Source organism: Rhizobium sp. BT04 (assembly GCF_030053135.1).
Classification (GTDB): domain Bacteria; phylum Pseudomonadota; class Alphaproteobacteria; order Rhizobiales; family Rhizobiaceae; genus Rhizobium; species Rhizobium binxianense.
This window is the reverse complement of record NZ_CP125652.1, coordinates 80,051-94,545: the sequence shown is the minus strand read 5'-3', so window position 1 is coordinate 94,545 and position 14,495 is coordinate 80,051. Positions and strand designations below refer to the sequence as shown.

Below are 14,495 nucleotides of genomic sequence, written 5' to 3'. Positions count from 1 at the left end.
CCGTCATGCCTCCGCCTTCACGGCGGCTGAAGCCTTCGCGGCTGCGATCAGCGTCTCGCGTCCCATCGGCGTCACGCAGTAGCAGGGCGCCTGCCCGCGGCCGAGCTGCCCGAGCTTGACGGCAAAGCCGCGGTCGAGAACCTCGTTCATCGCCCGCTCGAGCGCCGTGTCGTAAAGCCCGGTCTCGCTCGACACGGTGGCCTTGCCGGCGGTCCATCCTTGCCGATCTCGGCCGATGCGGCGAAGCAGGCGAAGGCCGTTGCGGCTGATGTCGATCTTCTCCAGCACCGCGGCCGGGATCTCTTCCGGCTGAACGCGTTCTTCGGCAGCCTTCGGCACACTGTAGAGATGCTTCGCCTCGATCAGCCTGGTGACGACCCCTGTCCCGATCCCGAGCATCGTGCCGATGGCGAGCTCGCTCTTGCCGCTCTCGCGCATCAGCGCCACGCATTCGCTGCGCTGATGCGGCGGCATGGCCATCAGGCTTTCGCGCGTCACGGTCACCGGCTTTGAGCCGAACAGGATCATTTCCATCAACGCCACCTCGATTGTTTGGAGAAGACTGCAACCTTGTCGCTCTCGGTCGCCCTGGCCGCAGCCTGCGCGTTGGCGAGATCGGAAAACGGGATCAGCGGAGCATCAGAAAGATCGGCGACCGCCTCGGCGAGGATCCTCGCCTCCGCCTCGCGCCGCTTGGCGTTCCATTCGTCGATGCGCTGGAAGAAAGCCTCGCTGACGCCCTCGATGCCGCCGCGCGCCTTCCGGTCCTCCCACGCCATCTGCGCTTCGTCAGGCCGCCGGTCCGACCACGCGAACCATTGCCCGATGCAGCGCGCCCCTTCCGGGATTGCAGCGATCGCCGCAGCCTCGGTCAGGATGCGGGCGAAGGGCGGGCAATCGGCAAGCATGCAGCCGAGCACCGAAAGGCAGGCGCGCTCAGGATGGTCGGTGACAATGAAGAGGCGGACAGGTTCCATTACTCGGCCGCCTCCATCAGGTCGAAGAGGCTCGGCATTGCCCTGTCGCGGGCTTCCGCCTCGACATATTTGCAGCCGTCGAGGAAATAGGCCGGGTTCAGTTCCACCGCCTCGCCGCGGCGCCCGAGCTTCAGCGCCCGGTAAGGCACGGTCATCAGCCCGCCGAAAGGATCGAAGACGGTCTCGCCAGGCTCGGAATATTGCGCGATCGCCCGGTCGACGATGTCGAACTGAAGCGGGCAGAGGTGAAGCTCGCGGCCGGCGCCAGCCTGCAGCGTATTCATCGAAAGCATACGGGTGACATCGGTCCAGACGTCGTCATGCTTGGAGTGCGGCGGCAACAGCATGAAGGTCGAAGGGAGCATGCCCCGCTCTTCCAGCGCCTCGGCAATCGTCACGTGATGCTCGAAGTCATAGACCGCATCCAGCTGATATTTCTTCCAGAGCCTGAAGATCTGGCTGGCTTCGAGGCCGAACAGCTCCTCGGGCTTCAGGCTGCGGTTGCCGGATGACGGCATGAAGCCGTGCGCATCCAGTTGCCAGCGGGCGCGCGAATAACCTTCCGGGTTTTCCCATTCGCCGGTCTCGCTGACATGCTTGCGCTTCAGCTTCTTCACCGGCCGATCGGCATAGCCATTCGAGGCGTCCGACGGCGGCTTGCGGAAGATCAGCAGATATTCCGGCATGCCGTTGCCCATGCGGGAACCGTCCTTGCACTGCTCGGACCAGCCGAGCCGATAGGTCTGGTTGTTCTCGCGAACGACATCGGTGGTCACAGTCTTGCGCGACAGGAAGGCGAAGCCGTGCTTCTTGAAACGGGCGACGCAATCGTCGGAAAAGGGATAGACGGTCTGAAAGCCGAGGCCGGTCATGCCGCCGGGGATGATCCGGTCCTTGACGTGGATGGCGGCGATACGCCCGGGCGAGAGCACGCGCAGCAGCTCGGGGATCAGGAAATCCATCTGCTGCCAGAAATGGTCGTTGTCGTCGGTATGCCCGAAATCGGCATAGTTCGGCGAATATTCGTACTGCGTCGAGAACGGGATAGAGGTGACGATCAGGTCGACGCTGTCGGCTGCCATCCGCTGGCATTCGAGCACGCAGTCGCTATTGACCAGCCGGTAACCCTTGCCCTTCACCTCGATCCGTTCGACGCCCATGGCGCGCTGCAGGCTGGAAGCCATCGCCGCGGCCGACAGGCCATATTCCTTGATGAGACCGGTCATGACAGCCCTCTGCTCGTTATGGCGACGCCACTTGGCTTCCAGGTTGTCGCGCGCCGGCCGCTCGGCCTCGGTGTAGATCAGGTCGAGGCGCACCTGGTGCGTCTGCAGGAATCGCTGGATGCGGTGAACCGCTTGAATGAAGTCGTTGAATTTGCAATTGAGGCCGAGAAAGATCGCCCACCAGCAATGCCGCTGGTAATTGCCGCCGGAGCCGAGCATGACAGGCTTGCCGGCCATCTCCGCAATCTCGCCGTTCGAAAAATCGATGATCGTCTTCTCGCGATCCTCGAGGTCCTGGGCGCCGTAGACGGTGGCGATGCCGGGGATGGCCGCCTCGATCGCCAGCCGCTCGGCCTCCAGATCGTGCCAGATCAGCCGGTGCGCGTCGGGATCTTCGGCCCGGAGCTCCATCATCTTGGCGACGCGAGCGTCGATGCTGTCGCGCTTCTCGCGCGCGGCGTCGGGGAGAGAGGCGGCGGCATTGCGCAGCAGCCTGCCCTGCCCGTTCCGCTCCTGCCCGGCGGCACGATGATCAGACGGCAGCTCGTGCCAGTTGACGATCATCTCGGGAAGGTCGAAGCCATCATCGGAAAAGCCGAGATCGGACGGCTTCTCGACGAACAAGCCCCAGCTCGCCACCCACAGCCAGAACTCGCGTTCCTTGTGCGGGTGGATGGTCAGCGTGTCGGCCTTTTCGGAATTGCGCTTGAAGAAGCGCGTCTTCGCCTGGCCGACATCCATCACCTCGAGGAACGCCGAATAGGCCAGCATCTCGATGAATTCATTCGGGCTCGGCGTCGCCGTCGCCACGAACTTGTAGGGGATGCCGTCGAAGAGCCGCATGAACTCGCGGAAGGTTTTGGATCCGCCGAAGCCGCGCAGGCATGCCGCCTCGTCGAGGCTTGCGGCATTGAAGAGACGCGGGTCGAGCTTGCCGTCGCGCACCGTCTCGTAATTCGCCATATAGAGACCGGTCGGTCCGGCCTCCTCGATCGAGCGGATGAAGGTCAGAGACGGGATGCGCTCCGAATGGCCTTCCTGCCAGGCGCGAAGCTCGGCCCGCTGCGCATCCGATATTTTCGGATGGATGCCGGTCGCCAGCATCTCGCAGTCACGGCGGAACTCGACACGTACCCCGAGCGGAATGACGATCAGCCCCCGGCCGCCGAAGCGGGCGGTGATGATGCGCAGCAACTCGATCTGGATAACGGTCTTGCCGAGGCCGAAGGCGGCGAAGATCGCCCGCCGGCCGCCGCGGCAGGCCCATTTGATGATCGCCTTGTGATGCGGCAGCAGGACCGGATTGATGTCGCCGTCAGCGACCTCGAACCCGCCTTCCGGCGCCATCTGGATCTTCGCGTGCAGGAACGAGCCGTAATCCATCAGGCGCGCCCTCTCGAAACTGAAGCATGCTCGGGGCAATAGGCGCTGTCGGGAGATGTCCCGCCCCGGTGCTGTCGGCCGCAGCAGGGCATGTCGGGACCACCGGCGTCTCCGAAATCCGTCAGCGGCCAGCGGCAGGAACTGCTGCTGACATTGACGAAGGGAACCACCTTGCTCTGATCGAGAATGACGCCACGGTGCTGGAACGGCCCGCTCGGCCGCGTCGGCATGTCGACGCGCACTCCGAGATCGGAGAGCATGGCAGATGGTTTCGGACGCTCGATTTTCGGCGCAGGTGCTTTGACCGGCTTCGCGGCGCGCGGCGGCCTCGCAACGACGGCTGTGCGAAACCGCTTAGGCGCGGCAGCATTATCGGATTTCAACGGAAAGCGATCCCGCTTTCGGTTCATGATGCCAAGCACCGCGTTACGGGTAACGCCGCCGATCTCAGCCGCAATCCTGGCCGCCGAGCTGCCATCGCGCCACATCTTTTCAGCCAATTCTATCCGCGCTTCCGTCCAGAACATCACGATGCGTCCGCCTTCTTCACCACGGCCGAAAGCGCCGTCATGCAATCCTCGGGATCGGCGCCGTCGCCCAATGCCTTGACCAGACGCCGCGCCACCTTGGCGATTTCCTTGTTGGCCGCGCCGCGCTTCTGGCGGATGCGGTCGCGATCGGATTTCTGTGTCGGTCCGCCGTGATCCATCAGAGGCTGACCTCCCTGGGCGAGACGTTGCCGCAATGAGCGCAGTAGCGTTCGATCACTTCGGCGATCGCGAGCACGCGCCGGCATTCCGGGCATTCGTGGGTTTTCGAGGATGGTTCGGCGCGATGGAGGCCGATGCCGTGCTTCGCGGCGATGGCTTCCAGCTCTTGCGCCTTGATGTTGAGCGTCCGCCTCTGCGAGATCATCGCTCAACCCTCCGCCGATCGAACGCGGGCCAGCACGTCCTGCACGTCCATCATGTGCGTGCTGAGCTTGCGCTCGATCTCGCGCTTCTCGCCCTCGTCGACGGAATCGTCGGCGACGGCGGCATGAATGGCGCTGACGACATGCATCAGCCCTTCCAGCAGGCGCACCGTGTCCTTGACGCCGATCGGCGCGGTAACGGCGCCGTCGACCGGAACGAGGCGATAGCCCTGGATCGAAGCGAGCGCCTGTGTGATGATCGGCGCACCCGCCAGAAGCTCGGCGTCGAGCACCACATCGAGCGGCATGAAATCGGGATAGGCCTGGCCGACATATTTGTTGATCTGGCTTTCGCTGACCCGCGTGCCCGCGGCGAGCTGCGCCGCCGTGCCTGCCTGGGTGACGACGGAACGCGTCGCGGCCTTGAGCCGACCCTGCTGATGTTCGTGCGATGCGCGCATGGTATTCCCCTCGAAAAGTCAACGAAGTTTTCCGGCCCCGAACTTCGTTGGCGCGGGAGCGATCGGTCGTTAGCAATGGTGGCAAGGCGTCAGATGACTGACGCGGTCCGGCTTACGGGGGTCCGCATGCGAGACGGCAGAAACTGGTTGCAGGGGCAGGATTTGAACCTGCGGTCTCGTGGGTATGAACCACGCGGGATGACCTCTTCCCTACCCTGCGGAAGAAAAGCCAGCCGGCGCACCTGGAGTGCCGCGCGCCGGCTGGAGTTGGCGCCGAGTGAGGACGGCGCGGGAGGAACATTGGTGCGGAGGATGCGATCATTGGGCAGCCTCCTTTTCGAGCAGCATCGACAGAAGACGCTCAACCGGCCCACTAACCGGCTGGCCATTTTCCATGCGCGAGATGCTGGAGCGATCGACGCCGAGATATTCGGCCAGGCGATCTTGCGTCCAGTTCAACCTCTTGCGGAGTGATCGAATGTCAAGCGTGTCTTCCATACGTCTTAATGTGTATAACACACACTGCATTGTCAAGGAGAAAGACACACCGGTTTCGTGCAAAATCCACACTATGGAACACGACGACAGACCAGAACCTGCCAAGCGCCTGGAAAAGGCCCGCATTGCCCGTGGTTTCGACGAAGCCAAAAAGGCAGCGCACTATTTCGGCTGGAACTACAACACATATGCCCAGCACGAAAACGGCACCAATGGCATCACGCGCGCCTCTGCCAAATACGCCAAGGCTTTCCGAGTAAGCGAGGCTTGGCTGTTGACGGGCGAAGGACCAGGGCCCGGCGAGGACACCGGCATCCCTGGGCTAAGACGCGTCACGGTCGCCGCGCACATCCAGGCCGGCGTTTTCGAGGAGACGTGGGCATGGGATGAACACGACCAATACGACGTTTTCGTGCCTGATGACCTGGAATACAGGGGCTTTTCCCTTCACGCCGCCGAAACACGCGGGCCATCGATGAACCGGCGATACCCAGAAAGAACAATCCTGGTCTTTACGAACGTCGAGGAAACCCGAGAGCCCCCTGTGGCCGGGAAGAGATATATCGTTGAGCGGCGGCGGTCGGGCGGAGAAGCCGAACACACTGTCAAGCTTCTTCATATAGACGTCGACGGCAAATATTGGCTCGTTCCGGAATCGGATGACCCTCGCTTCCAAGCCCCAATTTCCGTCGAGGACGGCACGGGCGACGAAGACGTTGTCGCGATCATCGGCCGCGTCGTCTACGCCGTATCAAGAGAATGATTCTGCCACGAAACCCACACCGACTGGTCGCCATTCACCAATAGTGTGGCTTTCACACATTTTCGATTGACATAGCAGCGTGTATAACACACATTGGAGGCATCCGAAACAAGGGAGCCTGCCAATGCAAACCCATTTGCCAATCATCGAACAGCCTCGCTCTGCCATCGGTCGCGACATCGCCGCCGAAATGGCGTCCTTCATGCGCGCCCACCCGAGCTGCACCTATGACGATCTGCGTGCCGAGGGTTTCAGCGCTCGCCAGATCTCCCGCTACCAGCTCGAAGCCAAGAACCTCGCCGACCGTCTTTCGACGCGCCGCGTCGCCTGATCGTCGACCGGTTTCGGAATGGTCCGTCCGTCACCCCTCGGGCGCGACCATTTCCAAACCGACCAGCGAGGGCTTTCCCATGGATCATTTTACGCCATTCGGCGCGCGCGTTGAGGCGCCGCCCGTCATATCGGTCGATCTGCGTCCGCACCCGCCCTACTGGCTGATCGCGCTCATCTGCTGCCTCGCCTGGGCGATGGCGATCCTGTCGCTGATCGGCGCCGGCGTTACGATCTATTATCACCTCTCGCATGTCGATCAGCAGATCGCCTGGGCGGAGCGCGTCTGATGGTCGAGCTCGCCACCATCACCGGCTGGGGACTTGCCGGCTTCTTCATGGTCGTCTGGCTCACCAGCCAGCGTCTGCGCGCCTATGCGATCTATGACCGCGAGGCCGAGTTGCGCATGGGCATGCGGATCGCAGTCGATTTCATCACTGACGTCGCCGAGCCCGCGACGAACGATCTTGTTGCCTCGGTCGAGTTCCTGTCGACCTGGCTCTCCGGCGACTGGCAGACGATCGACGAGCGCTGGCCGCAATGGCGTCCCTATCTCGCGGCGCGCCTCGCCGGGCGCAAATGGGAGCAGGCGGCATGATGGCGGTGCGCCTCACCAAGGATCCGATCTTCGCCAATATCGGCCGCGGCCGTCGGATCGATATCGGCCTCATCGATCCCGATGCGGTCGATTTCCGCCTGATGGCGTCGACGCTCGCCAAGCAGGCGCGCTTCGACGGCCGGCATGAAGGCCCGCATGCGCTCTCGGCCGCCCAGCATGCCGTTCAGGGCGCGCAGGCGATCGTCCGCGAGACGAACGACATGCGGCTTGCCGGCCTCTTCCTGCTGCGCGACGGGCATCAGCTATTCCTCGGCGGCCGCTCCAGCCCGGCCGAGCATCTGCTCCACATCAAGTCGGGAACCGACCTCGACCACATCACCCGCCAGATCAAGTCGGCGTGGGATCTGGCGATCTACCAGGCCGCCGGCATGCAGACGCCCGATGCCTGGACGAAGGCGACGCGAGACGCGCTGCAGCGCATGGACGTGCGCATGACGCGGGCCGAGGCGATTACGCTGTTCGGCGAGCGCGCAGCCGTCGACTTCCCGAACGTGCCGGCGCCGTTGACGATCGGCTCGCTGCATCCATGGCCGGCCAGCAAGGCCGAGGTCGAATTCATCATGTTTCTGCAGCGCGCCACCGGCCGCACCGATATCGGGAGGGTCTGATGGCAGGCTCGATGAACCGCGCCACCCTGATCGGCCATCTCGGCGCCGATCCGGAAACCCGCCGCACCCAGTCGGGCAATCCGATCGTCAGTTTCAACCTCGCCACGTCGGAGACCTGGCGAGACAAGCACAGCGGCGAACGCAGGGAAGCGACCGAGTGGCACCGCATCATCGTCTTCAACGAAGGTCTTTGCGACGTCGCCGAGAAGTACCTCAAGAAGGGCGCCAAGGTGCTGGTCGAAGGCGCGATCAAGACCCGCAAATGGCAGGACCAGCAGGGCCAGGACCGCTACTCCACCGAGATCGTGCTTTCCAGCTTCGACAGCAAGCTGCTGATGCTCGATCGCACGGGCAGCGGCCGCCCGCCGGCGCCTGATGGCAACGAAGATTACGGCCGCCCTTCCGGCCGCAGCGACACAAGCTACGGCGGCGGCGCGCCGGCCGGCAGCTTCAGCCGTGATCTCGACGACGACATTCCCTTTGCGCCCGAGTGGAGATGAACGGCGATGAGCGACAGCCATACATTGGAAGTTCTGATTTCGACCGGCGATCTTGTCATCGTCGGCGATCGATCCGAGGCGATCGCGATCCACCGATCGAGAAGGCTTTATTCAACCACGATCGACGGCTGTCTCTACGTCTGCCTCGCTCCTCGGTCCGAGAAAGCACGCCTGCAGGAATCTCTCGCCAGGCACAAGATCGCCTATCGCAGCCGTCCTTCCTCTCCAGATCGGGACGATGGCTACGCCAGAACAGAAGCGACCATTGCCGACGGCTTCCGCGCGATCGGTCTCTCACCCTCCTACCCAATCGGCTTTCTCTAAAAAGGGCACTTCTGATGCAGATCATTCGCGACGCGCAAACCCTCCTCGGCATGCTCGAGCAGGGCGAACTCAACCAGGAAATGACGACAAAGATGACGGCAGTCCTGGAAAAGCTGCTCGAGCTTTCCAACGACCGGCCGAATGTCACCTACAAGGGACAGGTCTCCCTGGTGCTCAACCTCTCGGTCAAGAGCGGCATGGTCGAGATCAATGCCGAGATCCCTCCGCCGAAGCTGCCGAAGCTGCCGCGCAAATCAAGCGTCTACTGGGTCATCGAGGGCGGCAGGCTTTCGACCGAGCATCCCCAGCAGCACGACATGTTCCCCGGTCCTCGCGAGATCGACCGTACCCGCCAGTAAGCCACCTCCTCAAACCTGAAGGGCATCCCGATGGATCAACTATCCGAAACCGCCGTCAACGCAGTCGCCGCGCTCGCGAAGAAAAACGGCGTCATCATCGACTATCTAACCACCCCGGCCGACGTTCCCGGCCTGCCGCGCGAGGTGCCGTTCGTCCTCGATCCTGATGAAGGCGTGGCGCGCAGCGTCAAGAGCCTCATCGACGAATGGCGGCTGACGCCGCTGCGCAAGTCCGGTACCGCCAAGGTTCTGACGCTCGAAAGCTTCATCGACCTGGTCAAGCGCCACGAGACCGAGCATTCCGTCATCTTCGCCGATACGGATTGGAAGAAGCCGTCGCTGACCGCTGTCATCGACTATCACGACAAAACCAATGGCGGCGCGGCCAACAACGGCAAGCACCGCATCCATTATGAGTTCCCGCTGTCGGACAGCTGGAAGGCATGGATCGCTATCAACGGCCAGGCGCTCGAGCAGATGAAGTTCGCCGAATTCATCGAGGATCACATAGCTGATCTCGCCTCGCCCGACACGATGGAAGAGGAGGACTGGCGCCACAAATTCTCCTTCCGCGTCGCCTTCCCGAACGAGCTCGTTGCGCTTTCGCGCGGCCTGCAGGTCGCCTCCGAGATGAAGGTGAAGAACGTCGTGTCGCTCCAGTCGGGCGCCGCGCAGATCAATTTCGAGGAAGAGCACAAGGACGTCAACGGCAACAAGCTCGACGTGCCCGGCATGTTCATCGTCTCAGTCCCGCCCTTCTTCCGCGGCGAGCCGACCCGCATCCCCGTCCGCCTGCGCTACCGCCTGTCGAGCGGCAAGCTCTTCTGGATATGCCAGCTCTACCGGCCCGACGTCCACATCACCGAGCAGGTGGTGCGCGACATGGAACGCGCCGGCGCCGACACCGGCCTGCCCTTCTTCCAGGGCGCGCCCGAGATGCAGGCCTGAGACCATGAGCATCGCCATGCCTCGCCTCTGGTACCCAACATTCCTGATCGATGAGACGATCCCGACAGGAAGGGCGAGCGCCGAGGCATGGCTTCCATTTTTAACCGGCGCCGACGGCAAGACGCGGTCGCAGATGTTCCGGCCCGGGGACGATGTCTCGTTCAAGTGGGTCGAGGCGCGCGGCATTGTCACCATCTGCATATTGCCGTCCGGATTGATCGCGACAACGCTCCGCTGCCCGCACACCAGCGACCTGTTCGATGGCGATCAGGGGCCGGCAGCCACGCTGGCGCCAGACGCCAACGCGTTCTGGGATCTTGGCGACAGCGAAATCTGGGCCGACACGATCGAGGCCTTCGCCCAGGATTATGCCAGCTTCTGCATCAGCGCCGACGAACCAGACGGCCATGACGTCGAGATCGACACCGCCCACTGGAGCGATGTCGTGAAATTCACCATCAGTCCGGACGGCAAAAGCCTGATCCCGGCCACCTCCCCGGAGACATCAAATGTTCAAGGCTGAGAAATCCGCCCTGCTTTCCGCGCTCGCCCTTGCCGGCAGCATCGTCGAGAAGCGCACCACCATCCCGATTCTGCAGAACGTGCTGATCGATCGCGAGGAAGATCGGATGATCGCCCGCGTCACAAATCTCGACATCGAAGCCAAGACCTATTTCAAGCCGGTCTCGATCGACCCCGAGTTCCAGCCCTTCACCGTCCCGGCCGGCCTGCTTTCCGATATCGTCCGCAAACTGCCCGATGGCGCCGAGGCCTCGATCGAGCGAGGCAAGGACGCGAAGCTTTCCAGCATCTTCCTGAAATCCGGCCGCTCGAAATTCAGCCTGCAGGTGCTGCCGGCAACCGACTTCCCGGAAATGGCGGCCCTCGCCAATCCCGTCCGCGTCACCATCCCGGCCGATGAACTTTCCCGCGCGATCGGCGATTGCAGCCATGCCATGTCGACCGAGGAGACGCGCTATTATCTGAACGGTATCTTCTTCCACCAGGTCGCCGGCAGCGAGGACGCGACCTTCGTCGCCACCGATGGTCACCGCCTGGTGAAGCGTCTGACGCAGGCGGAAATCTCCGGCACCTTCCCCGGCGTCATCATCCCCCGCGCCGCCGTGCGCGTGCTGCCGAAGATCCTGCCGGACTCTGGCGACATCGACCTGATGGTCACGGACAATGCCGTGCGTTTCGTCGGCGGCTCGGCAATCCTCACGACAAAGCTGATCGACGGCACCTTCCCCGATTACCAGCGCGTCATCCCTTCCGATTGCCACATGGTCTGCACCTTGCAGTCGAAGCCTTTCGGCGAAGCCGTCGATCGCGTCGCGACCGTCTCCGGCGAGCGCGGCCGCGCCGTCGAATTCACCTTCGCCGACCAGCAGCTGCGCCTGCGGGTCAGCAACCCCGACGCCGGCGACGCCGAGGACGAGCTCGCCTTCGAAGGCGAGGCCGACCTGAAGATCGGCTTCAACGCCCGCTATGTCGGCGACGCCCTCGCCCATCTCTCCGGCGACAAGATCACCATCTCGCTCACCGAAGTCGGAGCACCCGCCGTCCTGCGCGCCGCCACCGCCAATCCCGAAAATCTCATCGTGCTGATGCCGATGCGTGTGTGAGGAGACGACGATGAGCGTTGAAGCGGTAAACCATCCATCCCATTACGGCGGCGCCGAAAACCCCTACGAGGTCATCAAGGTTCTGGAGAACTGGCTGACCCGCGAAGAGTTCATCGGCGCGCTTAAGTTCAACATCATCAAGTATCAGGCCCGCGCCCGGCTGAAGGCCGGTGGCGAGGATTACGACAAGGCAGCCTGGTACGCCGCCTATCTCAGCGATTTCTTGAAGAGGAACCCGGCATGACAAAGATCGACGTTCTCGACCATGGATTTGTGCGCCTGGTCGACAGCATGGGCAGCGACCTTGCTGTCTCGCGCGCCGCCCGCGTCTCCTATGACGCCGCCTGGCGCGCCGGCGAAGACGAAGGATCGGACAAGAGGCTGATCAACCGCCTCTGGCGCGACCGCCACACCAGCCCTTTCGAAGCCGTCGAATTCCAGTTCGAAGTCTTCGCGCCGATCTTCGTGTTCCGGCAGTGGCACCGCCACCGCACCTGGTCCTTCAACGAACTCTCCGCCCGGTACCGCGAGCTTCCCGAAACCTTCTACATCCCCGACCCCGAAAAGGTCGGCGCGCAGTCGAAGGCCAACAAGCAGGGCCGCACGGTCGACCTTGGCAACGATGAACAGATTTCCGACCGGTCGATCGAGGTGCTGCTGATGCGCAAGCAATGCGAGGCCGCCTTCGACCTATACCGGCACCTGCTGGAAAACGATTGGCCGCGCGAGCTGGCCCGATCGGTGCTGCCGGTCAACACCTACAGCCACATGTTCGCCAAGGTCGACCTGCGCAACCTGCTACACTTCCTCGACCTTCGGATGCACTCGCATGCGCAATACGAGATCCGCGTCTATGCCGAGGCGATGGCCGAACTCGCCAAGTCTGTAGTGCCGGTCTGCATCGAGGCATGGGAGGCAGGCCGATGAGCGTCGCTCTCAGCTTTCAGATGCGCGTGCACAAGTGGATGCTCGTCTGCTTCGGCGCCGAAGTCACAGCCGATATTCCCGAACGGTCTCACAGATTCCTCGAGGAGGCGTTGGAACTGACCCAGTCGATCGGCTGCACCCGCGAGGAGGCGCACCAGCTCGTCGACTATGTCTTCGACAGGCCGGCCGGCGTCCCCGGACAGGAAGTCGGCGGCGTGATGCTGACCCTTGCCGCGCTCTGTGAGCCGGCCGGGCTCGATATGAGGATCGATGGCGAGAACGAACTCTTTCGCGTCAATCAGCCCGACATCATCGCCAAGATCCGCAGGAAGCAGGAAACGAAGCCGCACCGATCACCATTGCCGGGCAACGGGTGGATCGACGACGCGTCGGCCCGTCCGGCAGCGGAGGCCTCGGACAATGGGTGAACGGCTCTTCGGCTGGCAGACGATCTACGGCGTCGATGGTGAACACACCACACCATACCTCACGCGTGGATGGATTGGCCGGCTGCGTCTGCACATCTTTCACCGCGGCGACAATGATCCAGATCCCCATGATCATCCATGGGACTTCTGGACGTTCCCGCTGACCAGCTACGTTGAAGAGATTGCGACGCCGGACATGAAAGGCGTGGCCCCGCTTGAAGCGATGCTTCTGCCGCCGGAACGCTACTGGCTCAACCGTCAGGTAGTCCGGGCCTTCCGTCTTACCTACAGGCCGGCAACCCATTGCCACCGCGTCATTGGCCGGTTTTCTGGCTGGCACTTCTATGATGAACCAGTTCCTCAGGAGGGCCGCAAAATCGTCACGATCGTCTGGCGCGGCCGCTCCGGCCGCAAGTGGGGTTTCCTCCGTAACCGTGACGGTAAATGGTGCTGGACGCCGTGGCGCGAATACGTCTTCGGCGGCGGCAAGCATGCGCCTTGCGAACCCGCATCGCCATCGCAGGGGGAGGCCGACCGATGACGACGATCTACACCGGCGATATCAGCACGCTTCCGGACCTCGCCCTCTCAACCCGCCAGCCCTGGGCCCACGCGATCGTCAACGGCTGGAAGGACATTGAAAACCGCAAGTGGAACACGCGCCACCGCGGACTGATCTGCATCCACGCCAGCGCCTATAACGCCCGCAACATTGCGGAAGACTGGCAGGACTTCGCGGGTGTCATCACCGATCACCCGGATCTGCAGCCGAACCATCCGGCGCACGATCTCGTCGAGCAGGATATGACCTTCGGCGCCATCATCGGTGTTGCTCGTATCGTTGACGCTACGCAGCGCCATTCGAGCCCATGGTTCTTCGGGAAATACGGCTTCGTCCTCGAGGATCAGCAGATCCTCGCCGAACCGATTCCTCTGAAAGGCGCCCTCGGTCTCTTCGAATGGCGCCCACGCCTGGCGGGAATATCGCCGGCAGCAAAAACTGCGCCGGCCGGTCGTCAAGGGAGCCTGTTCTGATGCAGACCGATCTTTTCCCGGCCGATGCCAAGCCGGCCGCCATGTTCATGTCCGCCGCCCTCTCCGGCGAGCCGGAACCGCTCTATCGGCCCGAGCTGCGCCGCATATGGGATACTGCCCTCCCCATCCTCACCGTCTGCATGCTCAACCCCTCAAGGGCCGATCATCGCAAGAACGACCAGACCGTGCTGGCGCTGATCCATTTTGCCAAGCTCTGGGGCTACGGCGGCATCCTGATCGTCAACCTCTTCGACTTCCGCTCCTCTTCCCCGAAGGAGATGATGGCCCATGCTGCGCCGATCAGCGCCGAGAATACCGGCTATATCGACGGCGCCTTCATTCTTGCCCGCCACACCAACAGGCCGATGCTTGCCGCCTGGGGCCGAGACGGAAGCCACATGGATCTGGATGCCTGGCTGATCGCCCGCGCCCGCCACCACCTCGTCGACCTGGTCTGCCTCGGTCTGACGAAGGACGGCTATCCAAAACATCCCATGGCCCGCGGCGCCCATCGCATCCCGCGTGACCAGCAGCCGATCCTCTGGAAATCGGCACAGGCGGGAGAGTGACC

25 protein-coding genes and 1 tRNA gene are annotated in these 14,495 nt (G+C 63.0%); 17 read left to right on the top strand and 9 right to left on the bottom strand.

Going from position 1 to position 14,495, the window contains the following annotated elements:
- Positions 1-3: 3 nt before the first annotated feature.
- The 9 genes from QMO82_RS08825 to QMO82_RS08785 all read right to left on the bottom strand — a co-directional run bounded on the left by QMO82_RS08825 (position 4) and on the right by QMO82_RS08785 (position 5,458).
- Positions 4-534 carry a hypothetical protein gene (locus QMO82_RS08825; RefSeq protein WP_283196587.1) on the bottom strand — a complete coding sequence of 177 codons (531 nt, stop codon included), beginning with the start codon at positions 532-534 and terminating at the stop codon, positions 4-6.
- The gene (locus QMO82_RS08820; protein WP_283196586.1) at positions 534-977 is read right to left on the bottom strand and encodes a hypothetical protein; all 444 of its coding nucleotides are present in this window, start codon (positions 975-977) and stop codon (positions 534-536) included. Before QMO82_RS08820 ends, QMO82_RS08825 begins: the two co-directional genes overlap by 1 nt.
- The gene (locus tag QMO82_RS08815; protein WP_283196585.1) at positions 977-3,586 is read right to left on the bottom strand and encodes a DNA methyltransferase; all 2,610 of its coding nucleotides are present in this window, start codon (positions 3,584-3,586) and stop codon (positions 977-979) included. The genes QMO82_RS08820 and QMO82_RS08815 overlap by 1 nt, the downstream gene beginning before the upstream one ends.
- Complete coding sequence (locus QMO82_RS08810) at positions 3,586-4,113, bottom strand: GcrA family cell cycle regulator (protein WP_283196654.1); 528 nt, start codon at positions 4,111-4,113, stop codon at positions 3,586-3,588. The genes QMO82_RS08815 and QMO82_RS08810 overlap by 1 nt, the downstream gene beginning before the upstream one ends.
- Positions 4,113-4,295, bottom strand: a complete 183-nt coding sequence (locus QMO82_RS08805; protein ID WP_283196584.1) for a hypothetical protein — start codon at positions 4,293-4,295, stop codon at positions 4,113-4,115. The genes QMO82_RS08810 and QMO82_RS08805 overlap by 1 nt, the downstream gene beginning before the upstream one ends.
- Positions 4,295-4,501, bottom strand: a complete 207-nt coding sequence (locus QMO82_RS08800; protein WP_283196583.1) for a hypothetical protein — start codon at positions 4,499-4,501, stop codon at positions 4,295-4,297. Before QMO82_RS08800 ends, QMO82_RS08805 begins: the two co-directional genes overlap by 1 nt.
- A gap of 3 nt (positions 4,502-4,504) precedes the next feature.
- Complete coding sequence (locus QMO82_RS08795) at positions 4,505-4,960, bottom strand: hypothetical protein (RefSeq protein ID WP_283196582.1); 456 nt, start codon at positions 4,958-4,960, stop codon at positions 4,505-4,507.
- A 144-nt stretch (positions 4,961-5,104) separates the two neighbouring features.
- Positions 5,105-5,180: transfer RNA gene (locus QMO82_RS08790), tRNA-Met, on the bottom strand.
- Between the two features lie 98 nt (positions 5,181-5,278).
- Complete coding sequence (locus QMO82_RS08785; RefSeq protein WP_283196581.1) at positions 5,279-5,458, bottom strand: DNA-binding transcriptional regulator; 180 nt, start codon at positions 5,456-5,458, stop codon at positions 5,279-5,281.
- Between QMO82_RS08785 and QMO82_RS08780 the strand changes: the two genes are divergently transcribed.
- The 17 genes from QMO82_RS08780 to QMO82_RS08700 all read left to right on the top strand — a co-directional run bounded on the left by QMO82_RS08780 (position 5,439) and on the right by QMO82_RS08700 (position 14,493).
- Complete coding sequence (locus QMO82_RS08780) at positions 5,439-6,221, top strand: S24 family peptidase (RefSeq protein ID WP_283196580.1); 783 nt, start codon at positions 5,439-5,441, stop codon at positions 6,219-6,221. The genes QMO82_RS08785 and QMO82_RS08780 overlap by 20 nt on opposite strands.
- A gap of 124 nt (positions 6,222-6,345) precedes the next feature.
- Positions 6,346-6,552 (top strand): hypothetical protein, encoded by a 207-nt coding sequence (locus QMO82_RS08775; RefSeq protein ID WP_283196579.1) that lies wholly within the window; start codon positions 6,346-6,348, stop codon positions 6,550-6,552.
- 79 nt (positions 6,553-6,631) lie between these two features.
- Positions 6,632-6,841: a hypothetical protein gene (locus tag QMO82_RS08770; protein WP_283196578.1), complete on the top strand. Its 210-nt coding sequence runs from the start codon at positions 6,632-6,634 to the stop codon at positions 6,839-6,841.
- Positions 6,841-7,149, top strand: coding sequence for a hypothetical protein (locus tag QMO82_RS08765; protein ID WP_283196577.1), 309 nt, complete (start codon positions 6,841-6,843; stop codon positions 7,147-7,149). The genes QMO82_RS08770 and QMO82_RS08765 overlap by 1 nt, the downstream gene beginning before the upstream one ends.
- Positions 7,146-7,778, top strand: a complete 633-nt coding sequence (locus QMO82_RS08760; protein WP_283196576.1) for a hypothetical protein — start codon at positions 7,146-7,148, stop codon at positions 7,776-7,778. The genes QMO82_RS08765 and QMO82_RS08760 overlap by 4 nt, the downstream gene beginning before the upstream one ends.
- The gene (gene ssb / locus QMO82_RS08755; protein ID WP_283196575.1) at positions 7,778-8,278 is read left to right on the top strand and encodes a single-stranded DNA-binding protein; all 501 of its coding nucleotides are present in this window, start codon (positions 7,778-7,780) and stop codon (positions 8,276-8,278) included. Before QMO82_RS08760 ends, ssb begins: the two co-directional genes overlap by 1 nt.
- Positions 8,279-8,284: 6 nt before the next feature.
- Positions 8,285-8,602, top strand: coding sequence for a hypothetical protein (locus QMO82_RS08750; RefSeq protein ID WP_283196574.1), 318 nt, complete (start codon positions 8,285-8,287; stop codon positions 8,600-8,602).
- A gap of 14 nt (positions 8,603-8,616) precedes the next feature.
- A complete protein-coding gene (locus QMO82_RS08745) occupies positions 8,617-8,961 on the top strand; it encodes a hypothetical protein (RefSeq protein WP_283196573.1) in 345 nt (114 codons plus the stop codon).
- Positions 8,962-8,991: 30 nt separating this feature from the next.
- Entirely contained in the window at positions 8,992-9,909 is a 918-nt protein-coding gene (locus QMO82_RS08740; protein WP_283196572.1) for a DUF2303 family protein, read from the top strand.
- A gap of 16 nt (positions 9,910-9,925) precedes the next feature.
- Positions 9,926-10,432 carry a hypothetical protein gene (locus tag QMO82_RS08735; protein ID WP_283196571.1) on the top strand — a complete coding sequence of 169 codons (507 nt, stop codon included), beginning with the start codon at positions 9,926-9,928 and terminating at the stop codon, positions 10,430-10,432.
- The gene (gene dnaN / locus QMO82_RS08730; RefSeq protein WP_283196570.1) at positions 10,419-11,534 is read left to right on the top strand and encodes a DNA polymerase III subunit beta; all 1,116 of its coding nucleotides are present in this window, start codon (positions 10,419-10,421) and stop codon (positions 11,532-11,534) included. The genes QMO82_RS08735 and dnaN overlap by 14 nt, the downstream gene beginning before the upstream one ends.
- Positions 11,535-11,544: 10 nt before the next feature.
- A complete protein-coding gene (locus tag QMO82_RS08725) occupies positions 11,545-11,778 on the top strand; it encodes a DUF3310 domain-containing protein (protein WP_283196569.1) in 234 nt (77 codons plus the stop codon).
- Positions 11,775-12,461: an FAD-dependent thymidylate synthase gene (thyX, locus tag QMO82_RS08720; protein WP_283196568.1), complete on the top strand. Its 687-nt coding sequence runs from the start codon at positions 11,775-11,777 to the stop codon at positions 12,459-12,461. Before QMO82_RS08725 ends, thyX begins: the two co-directional genes overlap by 4 nt.
- The gene (locus QMO82_RS08715; RefSeq protein WP_283196567.1) at positions 12,458-12,889 is read left to right on the top strand and encodes a hypothetical protein; all 432 of its coding nucleotides are present in this window, start codon (positions 12,458-12,460) and stop codon (positions 12,887-12,889) included. The genes thyX and QMO82_RS08715 overlap by 4 nt, the downstream gene beginning before the upstream one ends.
- Positions 12,882-13,430, top strand: a complete 549-nt coding sequence (locus QMO82_RS08710) for a hypothetical protein (RefSeq protein WP_283196566.1) — start codon at positions 12,882-12,884, stop codon at positions 13,428-13,430. The genes QMO82_RS08715 and QMO82_RS08710 overlap by 8 nt, the downstream gene beginning before the upstream one ends.
- Positions 13,427-13,924, top strand: a complete 498-nt coding sequence (locus tag QMO82_RS08705) for an ASCH domain-containing protein (RefSeq protein WP_283196565.1) — start codon at positions 13,427-13,429, stop codon at positions 13,922-13,924. Before QMO82_RS08710 ends, QMO82_RS08705 begins: the two co-directional genes overlap by 4 nt.
- On the top strand, positions 13,924-14,493 hold the full coding sequence (locus tag QMO82_RS08700; protein WP_283196564.1) for a DUF1643 domain-containing protein: 570 nt from the start codon (positions 13,924-13,926) through the stop codon (positions 14,491-14,493). Before QMO82_RS08705 ends, QMO82_RS08700 begins: the two co-directional genes overlap by 1 nt.
- Positions 14,494-14,495: the final 2 nt, after the last annotated feature.